Annotated in this window: 15 protein-coding genes; 6 read left to right on the top strand and 9 right to left on the bottom strand. The window is 63.9% G+C overall.

From position 1 onward, the window contains the following. Window positions 1-27 precede the first annotated feature (27 nt). Window positions 28-672, bottom strand: coding sequence for an SdpI family protein (locus tag ACPPVV_RS05850; RefSeq protein ID WP_426702524.1), 645 nt, complete (start codon window positions 670-672; stop codon window positions 28-30). Continuing rightward, a complete protein-coding gene (locus ACPPVV_RS05845; RefSeq protein ID WP_426702523.1) occupies window positions 669-956 on the bottom strand; it encodes an autorepressor SdpR family transcription factor in 288 nt (95 codons plus the stop codon). The genes ACPPVV_RS05850 and ACPPVV_RS05845 overlap by 4 nt, the downstream gene beginning before the upstream one ends. 119 nt (window positions 957-1,075) lie before the next feature. Here ACPPVV_RS05845 and ACPPVV_RS05840 point away from each other — a divergent pair, with 119 nt between their 5' ends. Further along, window positions 1,076-1,876, top strand: coding sequence for a cytochrome C assembly family protein (locus ACPPVV_RS05840; protein ID WP_426702522.1), 801 nt, complete (start codon window positions 1,076-1,078; stop codon window positions 1,874-1,876). 22 nt (window positions 1,877-1,898) lie between these two features. Here ACPPVV_RS05840 and radA read toward each other — a convergent pair whose 3' ends face one another. The 7 genes from radA to ACPPVV_RS05805 form a co-directional block, all read right to left on the bottom strand. Next, complete coding sequence (gene radA / locus ACPPVV_RS05835; RefSeq protein WP_426702521.1) at window positions 1,899-3,281, bottom strand: DNA repair protein RadA; 1,383 nt, start codon at window positions 3,279-3,281, stop codon at window positions 1,899-1,901. Window positions 3,282-3,389: 108 nt separating this feature from the next. Then, complete coding sequence (gene alr, locus ACPPVV_RS05830; protein WP_426702520.1) at window positions 3,390-4,478, bottom strand: alanine racemase; 1,089 nt, start codon at window positions 4,476-4,478, stop codon at window positions 3,390-3,392. Between the two features lie 157 nt (window positions 4,479-4,635). Next, the gene (locus ACPPVV_RS05825; protein ID WP_426702519.1) at window positions 4,636-6,030 is read right to left on the bottom strand and encodes a replicative DNA helicase; all 1,395 of its coding nucleotides are present in this window, start codon (window positions 6,028-6,030) and stop codon (window positions 4,636-4,638) included. Window positions 6,031-6,291: 261 nt separating this feature from the next. Further along, a complete protein-coding gene (gene rplI / locus ACPPVV_RS05820) occupies window positions 6,292-6,741 on the bottom strand; it encodes a 50S ribosomal protein L9 (protein WP_426702518.1) in 450 nt (149 codons plus the stop codon). Between the two features lie 133 nt (window positions 6,742-6,874). Further along, window positions 6,875-7,105, bottom strand: a complete 231-nt coding sequence (gene rpsR, locus ACPPVV_RS05815; protein ID WP_007081973.1) for a 30S ribosomal protein S18 — start codon at window positions 7,103-7,105, stop codon at window positions 6,875-6,877. 14 nt (window positions 7,106-7,119) lie between these two features. Then, window positions 7,120-7,551: a 30S ribosomal protein S6 gene (gene rpsF / locus ACPPVV_RS05810; RefSeq protein ID WP_149364367.1), complete on the bottom strand. Its 432-nt coding sequence runs from the start codon at window positions 7,549-7,551 to the stop codon at window positions 7,120-7,122. Window positions 7,552-7,725: 174 nt separating this feature from the next. Beyond that, window positions 7,726-8,052, bottom strand: a complete 327-nt coding sequence (locus ACPPVV_RS05805; RefSeq protein ID WP_426702517.1) for a HesB/IscA family protein — start codon at window positions 8,050-8,052, stop codon at window positions 7,726-7,728. Between the two features lie 151 nt (window positions 8,053-8,203). Here ACPPVV_RS05805 and asnS point away from each other — a divergent pair, with 151 nt between their 5' ends. The 5 genes from asnS (at window position 8,204) to ACPPVV_RS05780 (ending at window position 13,137) form a co-directional block, all read left to right on the top strand. Continuing rightward, window positions 8,204-9,619, top strand: coding sequence for an asparagine--tRNA ligase (gene asnS, locus ACPPVV_RS05800; RefSeq protein WP_426702516.1), 1,416 nt, complete (start codon window positions 8,204-8,206; stop codon window positions 9,617-9,619). Window positions 9,620-9,633: 14 nt separating this feature from the next. Next, a complete protein-coding gene (locus tag ACPPVV_RS05795) occupies window positions 9,634-10,461 on the top strand; it encodes a MalM family protein (protein WP_426702515.1) in 828 nt (275 codons plus the stop codon). Next, window positions 10,458-10,769, top strand: a complete 312-nt coding sequence (locus ACPPVV_RS05790; RefSeq protein WP_426702514.1) for a hypothetical protein — start codon at window positions 10,458-10,460, stop codon at window positions 10,767-10,769. The genes ACPPVV_RS05795 and ACPPVV_RS05790 overlap by 4 nt, the downstream gene beginning before the upstream one ends. 34 nt (window positions 10,770-10,803) lie before the next feature. After that, window positions 10,804-11,595, top strand: coding sequence for an SDR family NAD(P)-dependent oxidoreductase (locus ACPPVV_RS05785; RefSeq protein ID WP_426702513.1), 792 nt, complete (start codon window positions 10,804-10,806; stop codon window positions 11,593-11,595). A 75-nt stretch (window positions 11,596-11,670) separates the two neighbouring features. After that, on the top strand, window positions 11,671-13,137 hold the full coding sequence (locus ACPPVV_RS05780; RefSeq protein ID WP_426702512.1) for an aldehyde dehydrogenase: 1,467 nt from the start codon (window positions 11,671-11,673) through the stop codon (window positions 13,135-13,137). Window position 13,138 lies beyond the last annotated feature (1 nt).

Genomic DNA, 13,138 nt, shown 5'->3' with positions numbered 1-13,138 from the left:
ATGTCCAGGATGTGATTGGAGAAAGGATCAGTGGCGCCCTTCCAGGGCGCGGTATACGAAGAACGAGTACACATACGGGATCAGCAGCACCGCCACGATCACCACCAGCCCCCACCCCGGCATGACGTGGGCCAGCGTGGTGATCGCCATTGCCGCGCCGGCCAGCACGAACACCCAGCCGGCCAGACGGTGCGTGCGTTCCCACACCGTATCGCTGGCCAGCGTCCACGGCGTGCGGATGCCGATGAAGAAGTTTTTGCGCAACTTGCCCATGTAGTTGCCCAGCACCATCAACAGCACACCGACGGCAAGCGGCACGATGGTCGACAGGGGCAACGCGAAGCCGGCACCGACCAGCAGCGCGGTCATGCCGATCACCAGCATCACGCCCTGGATGACCAGCATCAGTGCACCGTAGATGCCGGCGAAGGACTTGATCTCGAACCGGCGCGGCGAAATCGCCGGCAGCGCCACCGTCAGCACGGCCAGACCGAAAATCAGCAGCGGCCACATGGCCGCGCCCCAGAACCTGGGCGCATAGCGGTTCGCCTGCCCGCTCATGTCCCAGTGGACCGGCACCTGCGCCGGCAACCGGGGATACAGCCAGATCGCCACGCCCACGGCAATCGCCACGAAAGCGGCCGAAACAATCAAGGTACGTACGGGTTTCATTTCTTGCCTCCAGCGTTCCCCTTCGACGGGAACAGGTCCATCAGCACCCGAGCCAGGTCTTCAAACACGGTGCTGTTGAGTGAATAGACGATGTACTGACCGCGCCGCTCGGTGCGCACCAGGTCGGCCTGCTTGAGTACGTTGAAGTGGTGCGACAGCGACGCCGGTGTGATATCGAACGCCGCGCCGATCTCACCGGCGCTCAGCGAACCTCCCTGCAGGCGCTTGAGAATCGCCCGCCGGGTCGGATCGGCCATCGCTTTGAAGACTTCCTGCTGCTTCATCGGTCGCATCGCTCGTTCGTCATGCTTATATAATTAGACAATTATCTAATTATTGCAAGTAGTCGATGCCCGCCACGTCCATTCACGCCAGGATCGGCCCTGTGCGACACTTGTCCGTCATGTCACTTATCCTGCCTTCCGTCCTCGCCATCGTGCTGTACATCGGCGCCGCCAGCTTGCTGGCTGCACCGATGACGGGTTGTCCGCGCACGCCGCGACGCCTGGGTCTGGGCACCGCGACCTTGGCGATGCTGCTGCACGCTGGCGTCCTGCTGGGTGCGCATGGCGGCCGGGTCGACCTGCACTTCTTCGCTGCGCTATCGCTGGTCGCCTGCGTGGTGGCGGCGCTGACCCTGCTGGTGAATCTGTCGCGACCGGTGGCCGGACTCGGCGTGATCGTATTCCCGCTGGCCGCGCTGCTGCTGGCGCTGGACGCCTTCCTGGCGCCGGCGACCACGCCCGCACCGATCGACTGGCAGATCAAGCTGCACGTGGTGATCGCCCTGCTCGCCTACAGCCTGCTGTCGATCGCCGCGGTGCTGGCCATCCTGCTGGCCGTGCAGGAACGTGCGCTGCGCACGCATCGGCCGGGGCGAATGATCCGCGCACTTCCACCGCTGACCCAGACCGAGGCACTGCTGTTCCGCCTGATCGGGGCCGGCTTCGCCCTGCTCACCCTGACCTTGCTCAGCGGCCTGTTGTTCATCGCCAATATCCGCGCGCAACACCTGGTGCACACCACCGTGCTGACCATCATCGCGTGGCTGGTCTTCGGTGCCCTGCTGTGGGGCCGCTGGCGTCACGGCTGGCGCGGGCGCAGCGCGGTCAACCTCACCCTGATCGGCATGGCCATGCTGGTGTTGGCGTTCTTCGGCTCGAAGTTCGTGCTGGAAGTGATCCTGCATCGCACGATGGGATGAACCCACAAGTCTGTCCGGGCTTTTAGCGGCAGGCGTCGATCGCCTCGCTCAAGCGCTCCACCCCGACCACCTCCATCTCGCCGACCTTGCCCTTCTTCGGCGCATTCGCCTTCGGCACGATGGCACGGCGGAAACCATGATGAGCGGCTTCCTTCAGACGCTCCTCGCCATTGGGCACCGGACGAATCTCGCCGGACAGGCCGACCTCGCCGAACGTGATCATGTGCTCCGGCAACGGCCGGTCACGCAACGAGGACAGCACCGCCAGCAGCACCGGCAGATCGGCGGCGGTTTCCTGCACGCGGATGCCACCGACCACGTTGACGAACACGTCCTGGTCGTACGCGGCCACGCCACCGTGCCGATGCAGCACGGCCAGCAGCATGGCGAGGCGGTTCTGTTCCAGCCCCAGCGTGACCCGGCGCGGATTGCCCAGCGAGGATTGGTCCACCAGCGCCTGTACCTCGACCAGCAGCGGCCGGGTGCCTTCGCGGGTCACCATCACGGCACTGCCCGACGTCGGGCCCGAGTGCGAGGACAGGAAGATCGCCGACGGATTCGGCACCTCGCGCAGCCCTTTGTCCGACATCGCGAACACACCCAGCTCGTTGACCGCGCCGAAGCGGTTCTTGAATGCGCGCAGCACACGGAAACGGCTGCCGGCCTCGCCTTCGAAATACAGCACCGCATCGACCATGTGCTCGAGCACGCGCGGGCCGGCGATGCCTCCCTCTTTGGTCACATGACCGACCAGAAATACCGAAGTACCGGTTTCCTTGGCGAAGCGAGTCAACTTGGCCGCCGACTCGCGCACCTGCGACACCGAGCCCGGCGCGGCGGTGAGCAGCTCGGTCCAGATGGTCTGGATCGAATCGATCACCAATACCCGCGGCCGCGTCGCCATCGCCTGTTCCAGCACCCGCTCGATGCAGGTTTCGGCCAGCGCCTGCAGCGGCTCCAGCGGCAGGCCCAGCCGCTGTGCGCGCGAAGCGACCTGCGACAGCGATTCCTCGCCGGTGACATACACGCTGGGCAGATGCGCCCCCAGCGTACCCAGCATCTGCAGCAGCAGGGTCGACTTGCCGATACCCGGATCGCCGCCGATCAGCACCACCGAACCCTGCACCAGTCCGCCGCCGAGTACCCGATCAAGTTCGCCGATGCCGGTCAGCGTACGCGCCTCGGTAGTCAGCGCCACCTCGGTCAACGGCGTGATGCGCGGCGAACCGGCCGCACTGCCGGCGTAGCTGGAACGTTGTGCACCCACCGATGCGACGGCCGAGGCCGGTGCCAGCACGATCGCGCTGAGCGTGTTCCACACCCCGCACTCGACACACTGCCCCTGCCATTTGTTATGTTCGGCGCCGCACTCCGTGCAGACATAGGCGGTTTTGGCTTTGGCCATGCGGGTTCCCGACTGGATACGATGAATGACGTGGAGCTTAGCCCGCGCTCATCGCAAACCGCGAGACGCATGGGCGCAAGCTGCTGTCAGCGGCGGCGCCGACACCGGCTACTGTTCGTCCTCGACGAAAAGCACACGGCGGGTCATGCCGCAGGTGAGGTCGTACGAGATCGTGCCGGACGTTGCGGCAATCCGCTCAACCGGCAGTTCCGGGCCCCACAGCACTACCGGATCGCCGATATTCGCGCCGGGTGCATTGCGCAAATCCAGTGTAATCAGATCCATCGAAACGCGACCGATCAAGGCAACACGCTGATTGCCGGCGAGCACCGGCGTACCGGCCTCGGCGCTGCGTGGATAGCCGTCACCATAGCCGACAGCCGCCACGCCGACCGGCATGTCCTCGGGGCAGACCCAGGTGCCGTTGTAACCGATGCGCTCGCCCTTGCCGATCTGGTTGATCGCGATCAGTCGCGTCGAGAGCGTCATCGCCGGGCGGAAGCCGAAGTCCTCGCCACTCTTGCCATCGACCACCGACAACCCGTACAGCAAGCCGCCGGTGCGCACCCAGTCTCCGCGCGCATCGGGCCAACCCAGTACGGCCGCGGAATTGGACAGTGAACGCGGGCCGTTGAACATGTGCGTGGCCCGGTTGAAGCGGGCGATCTGCGCCGGCGTCTGCTCGCCAGCAAATACTTCGGAGTCGGAAAAATGGGTCAGCAGGCCGATGTCCGGATCGATGCCGGCCATCGCGGCGAGTTGCCCATGCACGTCGGCGACGCGCTCCGGTGCGAAGCCAAGTCGATGCATGCCGCTGTCGATCTTCAGCCATACACGCAAACGCCCGCGCGTGGGATACGCCTGCGCCAGCCATTGCAGTTGAACGTCGTGATGGATCGCCGCATCCAGCTGCAGCCGCTGCATCTCGGCGATGTCGCGTGCATTGTCCGGACCGGACAGCACCACGATGCGCTGTCGGTGCCCGGCTGCGCGCAGGCGGAGCCCGTCACCGAGAGCCACCACCGCAAACGCATCGGCCTCGCCATCCAATGCACGGGCCACGCGCTCCAGTCCGTGCCCGTAGGCGTCGGCCTTGACCACGGCCATCACCTTCGCCGGCGCGGCCAGCGCCTTCAGCCGCGCCAGGTTGTGGCGCAGCGCGCCGAGATGGATGGTGGCGACGGTGGTGCGGCTCATGGGCTCGAGAAGCGCGGAGCAGGCAACGGAGGCCGGGAAACACGGGGGCTACGCAAGCGCGCCGATCGCGACCGACACGATAGCCACGGAAAAAACAGAAGGCTGCAGACTTGCACGCTGCTACCGTTTTCCGCTCCCTGTTTCCTGTTCCCCGCTTTCAATCAAAACTTCCCACGAACGAATCCGGCGCGTAGTTCACGAACTGGGTGTAATGGCCAAGGAAGGTCAGCTTGCAGGTGTCGGTAGGGCCATTGCGCTGTTTGCCGATGATGATTTCGGCGATGCCCTTGTCCGGCGATTCCTTGTTGTAGTACTCGTCGCGGTAGATGAACATGATCACGTCGGCGTCCTGCTCGATGGCGCCCGATTCACGCAGATCGGACATCATCGGGCGCTTGTCGGCGCGCTGCTCCAACGAACGGTTCAACTGCGACAGGGCCATCACCGGCACGTTCAACTCCTTGGCAAGTCCCTTGAGTGAACGCGAAATTTCTGAAATTTCGGTGGCGCGATTCTCCTTGTTGCCAGGCACCTGCATCAATTGCAGGTAATCGATCACGATCAGGCCCAGGCCGCCATGTTCGCGATGCAGCCGGCGCGCGCGCGAACGCAGCTCCACCGGCGACAGGCTTGGCGTGTCGTCGATGAAGATCTTCGCGTCGGACAACAGGGCGATGGCGTTGGAGACGCGCGGCCAGTCCTCCTCCTCCAAGGTGCCGTTGCGCAGGTGTTGCTGGTGGATCCGGCCGACCGAGGAGATCAGGCGAAACGCCAGCTGCGAGGAGGACATTTCCATCGAGAACACCACCACCGCTTTCTTGCCGCCCAACGCGGCAGCCTCGGCGATGTTCAGCGCAAACGCGGTCTTGCCCATCGATGGACGCGCCGCCACGATGACCAGATCCGACGGCTGCAGGCCCGAGGTGAGCGCGTCAAGATCGGTGAAACCGGTGCTGACACCGGTGAGCTGCCCGCGGTTTTCGTAACGCTCGGTGAGCAGGCGGAACGCGTCTTTCACCGCCTCGCGCATCGAGACGGAATCCTTCTTGCCGCGCGCACCGGATTCGGCGATGTGGAACACGCGTTGCTCGGCACTTTCCAGTACCTCGTGCACGCTCTTGCCTTCGGGCCGGTAGCCATCCTCGGTAATCGAAGTGCCGGCGTCGATCAGCTGGCGCAGCACCGACTTCTCGCGCACGATCTCGGCGTAGGCGGCGATGTTGGCAGCGCTTGGCGTGCTGTTGGCCAGCTCGATCAGGTAACTGGCGCCACCGACCATCTCGGCCAGGCCGTTGCTCTCGAACCAGTCGCCCAGGGTCACCGCGTCGCACGGCATGCCCTTGTTTGCCAGCTCGTTGATCGCGCGCCAGATCAGCCGATGGTCCTTGCGATAGAAGTCGTCCTCGGCCAGCCGGTCGGCGACCTTGTCCAACGCATCGGGCGCCAGCATCAGGCCGCCCAGCACCGCCTGTTCGGCATCGATGGAGTGCGGCGGAACACGCAGGGCCTCGATGGCAGGAGATGAGGGTTTGCGTTCGGGCACGAAAGACATCGATTGACCTCGGAAGAACTACCCCACGACCGACGCGCGATGCGCCGACATCCCGTGACTGGACACGCCGACCATCATGCGCGGCGGCGTCTCACCCGTCGAGACAATAAGTCTGTGGATAAGCTGTGAGTTGGTGGGGATAACGGCGAATGGGGTAGCGGGCAGCAACGATGGCAAGCCCGGTCGCGCTCTACTGCCGGCCCATTCCATAAAAACAAACGGGCGCCTCGCGGCGCCCGACTGTTTCAGATGACGCGCAGCTTACTTGTCGCCGACCACGATCACCTTGACGGTGGTCTGCACATCGGCGTGCAGGCTGATCACGACGTCGTATTCGCCGGTATTGCGAAGCGGGCCTTCACCCAGAATCACTTCACCCTTGTTGACTTCATGACCGGCGGCAGCCAGCGCCTCGGCGATATCGCGCGGGCCGACAGAGCCGAACAGCTTGCCTTCCGCACTGGCGTGCGCGGTGATCGTCACCGAAGCGTCGGCCAGCTTGGCCTTGCGCGACTCGGCATCGGACAGCATGGTGTTGGCCTTGGCCTCGTATTCGGCGCGACGCTGTTCGAATGCAGCCAGGTTGGCGGCATTGACGCGAACAGCCTTGCCCTGCGGCAGGAGGAAATTGCGACCGTAACCGGGCTTCACGACGACCTTGTCGCCGAGCGTGCCGAGGCCGCGGACTTTCTGCAGAAGAATGAGTTCCATGATGCTTCCTTTTCGTTAGCGCCGGTGTGGCCCGACGCAGCCAGAGGACGGTTGTCCGAAGGGTGTCTGAAGCCTCACCCGGTCTTGGCCGGGCGAGACACTGACCGCGGCACGAGGCCGCGGCCAGTCACGATCAGACGTCGTGGTTGTCGGTGTACGGCAGCAGCGACAGGAAGCGGGCGCGCTTGATCGCGGTCGCCAGCTGACGCTGGTAGCGCGCCTTGGTACCGGTGATGCGGCTCGGCACGATCTTGCCGTTCTCGGTGACGTACTGACGCAGGGTGTTGAGATCCTTGTAGTCGATCTCCTTCACGTCTTCGGCAGTGAAGCGGCAGAACTTGCGGCGGCGGAAAAACTTGGACATGGTCTGGATTCCTATCAGTCGTCGCTGTCGCGATCGTTGTCGCGGTCATCGCGGTCACGGCCGCGGCCTTCGCCATCACCTTCGTCGTCACGGCGACGGGTGGACTTGGCGTCATCCTTTTCCTTCGACTTCAGGATGAAGGAGGGCTCGATATCGGCCTCGTCGCGACGGATCACGAGGTGACGCAACACGGCGTCGTTGAAGCGGAAACCCGACTCCAGCTCGTTCAGCGCGTTCTGGCTGACTTCGATGTTGAGCAGCACGTAATGTGCCTTGGCCAGGTTCACGATCGGATAGGCCAGCTGGCGGCGGCCCCAATCTTCCAGACGGTGGATCTTGCCACCGTCGGTCTCGATCAGCGCCTTGTAGCGCTCGAGCATCGCCGGGACCTGCTCGCTCTGGTCGGGATGGACCATGAACACAACTTCGTAATGACGCAGGGTCATTGTGGTTTGACTCCTTGTGGATGCGGCCTTGCGGCCTTGCAGCCTCCCGCTGGTGCGGTGAGGCAAGTGTCCCGCCCGCGCCCTTTCAGGTGCAGACAGAAGCGGAATTGTACGGTGTTGGCTAATGATCGCGCAAGTCGTTGAAAATCATGACCTGCAGCGGCAAAACCCGGCTCAGCTGACGGTAAAGCTCTCGCCGCAGCCACATTCGCCGGTGGCGTTCGGGTTGTGGAAGACGAAACTGGCGTTGAGGCCCTGTCGCTGGAAATCGATCACGGTGCCCTCGACCAGCGCCAGGCTCTTGTCGTTGACGATCAGCGGCAGACCGTCCACCTCCACCAGCTGATCACCCTCGCCGACCGACTCGGCCAGATCAACCACGTAGGCAAAGCCGGAGCAACCGGTCCGCTTGACTCCGAACCGCACGCCAGCCGCTGACGGCATGCCCGCCAGGAAATGGCGCATGCGTTCATTGGCAGCGGGAGTGATGGTGATGCTCATGACGGTGAATCCAACCTCGTTCGATGGCCCGGAAAGTCGCAGCGCGGGCGACAGCTACATTATCATGCCGGTTTGGCCTCGCGCGCCGCGGTGCCCGTGCCGTTCATTTACTACACGCCGACATGCGGCGTATCAGCAGGAGTTTCAACCGATGGCCGTGGTCAGTCCGACACTATTGAGCGTGAAGCAGGCTCTTTCCGGCAAGCTCGACGCCGGCAGCACCGTGACCGTGCGCGGCTGGGTGCGTACCCGTCGCGATTCCAAGGCTGGCCTGTCTTTCGTCAACGTCACCGACGGCTCCTGCTTCGATCCAATCCAGGCGGTGGTCCCGGCCACGCTCGGCAATTACGACAGCGAGGTAAAACACCTCACCGCCGGCGCAGGTGTGATCATCAGCGGCACCCTGGTCGCGTCGCAGGGCAAGGGGCAGAAATTCGAGCTTCAGGCGAACGAGGTGATCGTCACCGGCCTGGTCGACGACCCGGAAACCTATCCGATCCAGCCCAAACAACACACCATGGAGTTTCTGCGCGAAGTCGCGCATCTGCGGCCGCGCACCAACCTGTTCGGTGCCGTCACGCGCGTGCGCCATACGATGATGACGGCAATCCACCGCCATCTCACCGAGCAGGGTTTCTTCTGGATCAATACGCCGATCATCACCACCTCGGATGCGGAAGGGGCCGGCGACATGTTCCGGTTGTCCACGCTGGATCTGGCCAACCTGCCGCGCACCGCCGACGGCAAGATCGACTTCCGCAAGGACTTCTTCGGTCGCGAAGCGTTCCTCACCGTATCCGGCCAACTCAACGTCGAGGCGTATTGCCTGGCGATGAGCAAGGTGTATACGTTCGGCCCCACTTTCCGTGCCGAGAACTCCAACACCGCGCGTCACCTGGCCGAATTCTGGATGGTCGAACCGGAAATCGCATTCGCCGACCTCACCGCCAACGCGGACTGCGCCGAAGCGTTCCTCAAGGCGATCTTCAAGGCGGTGCTGGACGAACGCCCGGACGACATGGCGTTCTTCGCCGAACGCGTGCAACCGGATGCGATCAGCCGGATCGAGGCGTTCATCGCGCAGCCGTTCGAGCGTATCGATTACACCGACGCGATTACCATCCTGCAAAAGTCCGGCGAAAAGTTCGAATATCCGGTCGCCTGGGGCATCGACCTGCAAACCGAGCACGAACGCTACCTGGCCGAGAAACATATTGGCCGTCCCGTGGTCGTAATGAACTACCCCGAAGCGATCAAGGCGTTCTACATGCGCTTGAACGATGATGAAAGGACCGTCGCGGCGATGGATGTACTGGCGCCGGGTATCGGCGAAATCATCGGTGGCGCGCAACGCGAGGAGCGGCTGGATTACCTCGACCGGCGCATGGTGCAGTTCGGACTCGATCCGGCAACCTATGGCTGGTACCGTGACCTGCGTCGCTATGGCACGGTTCCTCACGCCGGCTTCGGGCTCGGTTTCGAGCGTCTGCTGGTCTATATCTGCGGACTGTCCAACATCCGCGATGCCATCCCCTACCCGCGCGCGGCCGGAACGGCCGAATTCTGAGTATCTTGCCTGTCATGTCGTATCGCTTTTTCGCCCCCGTTATCGCCCTGGTCCTCGCCACGATGCTGGCCGGTTGCCACAGTGCCAAGGTGCTGCTGCCGCCCAACCTGCGGCCGCCGTCGGAGAGCTCCGGTGATGTACTGAAACAAGCCCAGCAGCAACTGCTCGAGGCCACGCCGTGCTGCAGCAGCTTTGCCGATTTTTCCTACCGCAGCATGCTGCCCTGGCAACCGCAGAAGTTCAGGCTGGGCAGCGCCAGCATGGTCGCCAACCTCAACGGTACGCACAGCTATTTCCTCGCCTTCCTCTTGCCCGCCGACGCGAAACTGCCGTACCGGGTGGCGCTGAAATCGGAATTGAACGGCCGCTGGCTGCACGCCAGCTACCTGTTCGCACCTACGATCGTGCTACTGGACGAGGGCTTTCAGCCGATCCGTTCCGAAGACGTCGGGCTGTGCGAGCACATGGGCTGGAGCGATGAAACCACCGGGGCCTTCGGCAGCCTGAAGATCGACAACAAGCAGGCGCGCTACCTGCTGGTGTACAGCTCCGCCGAGCAGCAATCGGGCAAGACGTACTGGGAGCAGTCGCCCGCCTCGATTTCCAGCACCACGGCAGCGACGTTGCAGATGAACTCTGCTGGCAGCTTCAGCATTCCCCACGGTCCGGACGGCGCGCTGTGGATCGGCATGATGAACAAGACGTACGAGAAAGCCATCGACAGCGCCATCTGCAAGGAAGCATCCAAAGGCGATGGCGTACTCAACACCTTGCGTACCGCGCTGCCGCTGCCATGGACCAAGGGCAGTGACAACAAGGTCGAACGCCGCAGTCCACCATGATCATTCTCTATCTCGCCCTGCTGGCGAGCGGCGTCGGGCTGTTTGTTCTGTCGTACGTTGCCCCGTTCCGGCTCGCCGCCTTGTTGCGCCGATACTATCCGCAGCATTGGCGGATCATTGCACCGGAGCATGAGAGCCTTTCAGGCTTCCGCATCTGGGCGCGCATGCAACAGGTATTGCGCTCACCCGCCCTGCCGGCGCTGGAAGATGCACGCGTCGACCGCTGGCGATACATATGGCGCTACAGCCAATGGCTGGGCTGGCTGTGCTGGCTGGCGGCGCTGGCGATGCGGTTTTTGCTGCACTGACTTTTGCCATAACGAAAGCAGGACGGAGTAGCACATGCAACTCGATCTGAGTGGACGTCACGCCCTCGTCTGCGGCGCCTCGCAGGGCATCGGCCGCGCCAGCGCGATCGAGCTGGCCGAGCTTGGCGCCAGCGTCACCTTGCTGGCGCGCTCGGCTGACAAGCTGAAAACCGTCGCCGAAAAACTGCCGCGAACGCACGCCGGACAGCAGCACGACTGGCGCAGTGTCGACATGCTCGACACTGCCGGACTGCATGCGACCGCCACCGAAATCGCAGGCAATGCACCTGTGCATATCCTGATCAACAACAGTGGTGGCCCACCGGGCGGCCCAGCGCATACCGCGGAGCCCGCCGCATTCGAGACAGCCTTCCGCCAGCACCTGCTGGGCGGCCAGGTCCTGCTGCAGGCGCTGCTGCCCGGCATGCGCGCCAGTGGCTACGGCCGCATCGTCAACGTGATCTCCACCTCGGTCAAGGAGCCGATCGTGGGGCTTGGCGTGTCCAATACCGTGCGTGCCGCCGTCGCCGGCTGGGCCAAGACGCTGTCCGCCGAGCTGGCAGCCGACGGCATCACCGTCAACAATGTCCTGCCCGGCTATACCCGCACCGATCGCCTCGCCAGCCTGCTTGCCGCAAAAGCCACTGCGGGTCGGCAGAGCGAAGAGCAGATCGCCCAGGGTCTGATCGCCACCATTCCGGCGCAACGATTCGGCGAAGCCGCCGAGGTGGCGGCGGTGATCGCCTTCTTGTGCACGCCAGCCGCAGCCTACGTCAACGGCGTAAGCATCGCCGTGGATGGCGGACGCACCCGTGCACTGAGTTGAGCAGGTGGTTGCTGGCTGGCACGCATACGCCTGCGTCCGGTGCATTTACGACACGCTGGTTTTAAGCTTGTGCAGATGCCCACTCCGCGCCTAGCCAATCTGATCGACGGTCGCCTGCGGGCGCCACGCGCCGATGCATGGCTGGATATACATGAGCCGGCCACCGGCGCGGTATTCGCGCAGTGCCCCGATTCCGACGCGACGGATGTCGCCGCTGCGGTCGATGCCGCCAGCCGTGCCGCGTCCGGCTGGGCCAGTACCCCGATCGAGCAACGTGCGCATCTGCTGCACCGGCTGGCCGACCTGATCGAAGCGCGGCTGGAAACATTCGCCGTACTAGAATCGCGCGACAGCGGCAAGCCTTTGAGTCTTGCGCGCCGACTCGACATCCCGCGCGCCGTCAGCAACCTGCGTTACTTCGCGGCTGCGATCACGGCTTGGGGCAGCGAGTCGCACGCCACGGAAACGGGCGCGGCCGGCACGGGCGCCATCAATTACACCTTGCGCCAGCCACTCGGCGTGGTGGGCTGCATCAGCCCCTGGAATCTTCCGCTTTATCTTTTCAGCTGGAAAATCGCGCCCGCACTGGCCGCCGGCAACACCGTGGTGGCCAAGCCGTCGGAGGTGACGCCATGCACCGCTGCGCTGCTGGGCGAACTCAGTATCGAAGCCGGATTCCCGGCGGGCGTGCTGAACATCGTGCAGGGACGCGGCCCTTCGGTAGGCCAGGCCATCGTGGAACATCCGCAGGTCAAGGCGCTGTCGTTCACCGGCAGTACCGCCACCGGCGCTCGCATCGCCAGCGTGGCCGCAGCGCAATTCAAGAAAGTCTCGCTGGAGATGGGCGGAAAGAATCCGGCGATCGTGTTTGCCGATGCCGACCTTTCCGAAACGAACCTGGACACCATCGTGCGTTCGGGTTTCGCCAACCAGGGCGAGATCTGCCTGTGTGGCTCGCGCCTGCTGGTGCAGCGGTCGATCTACGAAACATTCCGCGAACGCTACCTTGCTCGCGTGCAGGCACTGCGCGTGGGTGACCCGGACGACACGGACAGCGACCTTGGCGCGATGGTGTCGCAGGCGCATTACGACAAGGTCCTCGGCTGCATCGCGCAGGCCCGCACCGAAGGCGGCCGTGTGCTTTGCGGCGGTGAACCGATCCAGCTGACCGGTCGTTGCGCCGACGGCTGGTTCATCGCACCGACGGTCATTGAAGGTCTTCCGTCATCGGCACAGACCAATCAACAGGAAATCTTCGGTCCGGTGGTCAGCCTGATTCCCTTCGAGGATGAGGCCGAAGCCTTGGCGATTGCCAACGACAGTCGCTACGGCCTGGCCGCTTCGCTGTGGACGCAGGATCTCTCCCGCGCGCACCGGCTCGCCAGCGGGCTCGAATTCGGCATCGTCTGGATCAACTGCTGGCTGCTGCGCGATCTGCGCACGCCGTTCGGTGGCACCAAGCAGTCCGGGTTAGGTCGCGAAGGCGGCACTGATGCGCTGCATTTCTTCACCGAGCCAAAGAACATCTGCATCCGTTATTGAC

Source organism: Rhodanobacter sp. Col0626 (assembly GCF_049994385.1).
In the GTDB taxonomy this organism is placed as follows: Bacteria; Pseudomonadota; Gammaproteobacteria; order Xanthomonadales; family Rhodanobacteraceae; genus Rhodanobacter.
The sequence above is the reverse complement of the archived record's forward strand: the minus strand, read 5'-3'. Positions and strand labels throughout refer to the sequence as shown.

Excerpts from the sequence above, each read along its gene's own strand:
- ACPPVV_RS05780 (WP_426702512.1), top strand. The coding sequence starts at position 11,671 with ATGCCCACTCCGCGCCTAGCCAATCTGATCGACGGTCGCCTGCGGGCG.
- ACPPVV_RS05845 (WP_426702523.1), bottom strand. The coding sequence starts at position 956 with ATGAAGCAGCAGGAAGTCTTCAAAGCGATGGCCGATCCGACCCGGCGG.
- ACPPVV_RS05840 (WP_426702522.1), top strand. The coding sequence starts at position 1,076 with ATGTCACTTATCCTGCCTTCCGTCCTCGCCATCGTGCTGTACATCGGC.
- ACPPVV_RS05850 (WP_426702524.1), bottom strand. The coding sequence starts at position 672 with ATGAAACCCGTACGTACCTTGATTGTTTCGGCCGCTTTCGTGGCGATT.
- ACPPVV_RS05790 (WP_426702514.1), top strand. The coding sequence starts at position 10,458 with ATGATCATTCTCTATCTCGCCCTGCTGGCGAGCGGCGTCGGGCTGTTT.
- alr (WP_426702520.1), bottom strand. The coding sequence starts at position 4,478 with ATGAGCCGCACCACCGTCGCCACCATCCATCTCGGCGCGCTGCGCCAC.
- ACPPVV_RS05785 (WP_426702513.1), top strand. The coding sequence starts at position 10,804 with ATGCAACTCGATCTGAGTGGACGTCACGCCCTCGTCTGCGGCGCCTCG.
- ACPPVV_RS05805 (WP_426702517.1), bottom strand. The coding sequence starts at position 8,052 with ATGAGCATCACCATCACTCCCGCTGCCAATGAACGCATGCGCCATTTC.
- rplI (WP_426702518.1), bottom strand. The coding sequence starts at position 6,741 with ATGGAACTCATTCTTCTGCAGAAAGTCCGCGGCCTCGGCACGCTCGGC.
- radA (WP_426702521.1), bottom strand. The coding sequence starts at position 3,281 with ATGGCCAAAGCCAAAACCGCCTATGTCTGCACGGAGTGCGGCGCCGAA.
- ACPPVV_RS05825 (WP_426702519.1), bottom strand. The coding sequence starts at position 6,030 with ATGTCTTTCGTGCCCGAACGCAAACCCTCATCTCCTGCCATCGAGGCC.
- rpsR (WP_007081973.1), bottom strand. The coding sequence starts at position 7,105 with ATGTCCAAGTTTTTCCGCCGCCGCAAGTTCTGCCGCTTCACTGCCGAA.
- rpsF (WP_149364367.1), bottom strand. The coding sequence starts at position 7,551 with ATGACCCTGCGTCATTACGAAGTTGTGTTCATGGTCCATCCCGACCAG.
- asnS (WP_426702516.1), top strand. The coding sequence starts at position 8,204 with ATGGCCGTGGTCAGTCCGACACTATTGAGCGTGAAGCAGGCTCTTTCC.
- ACPPVV_RS05795 (WP_426702515.1), top strand. The coding sequence starts at position 9,634 with ATGTCGTATCGCTTTTTCGCCCCCGTTATCGCCCTGGTCCTCGCCACG.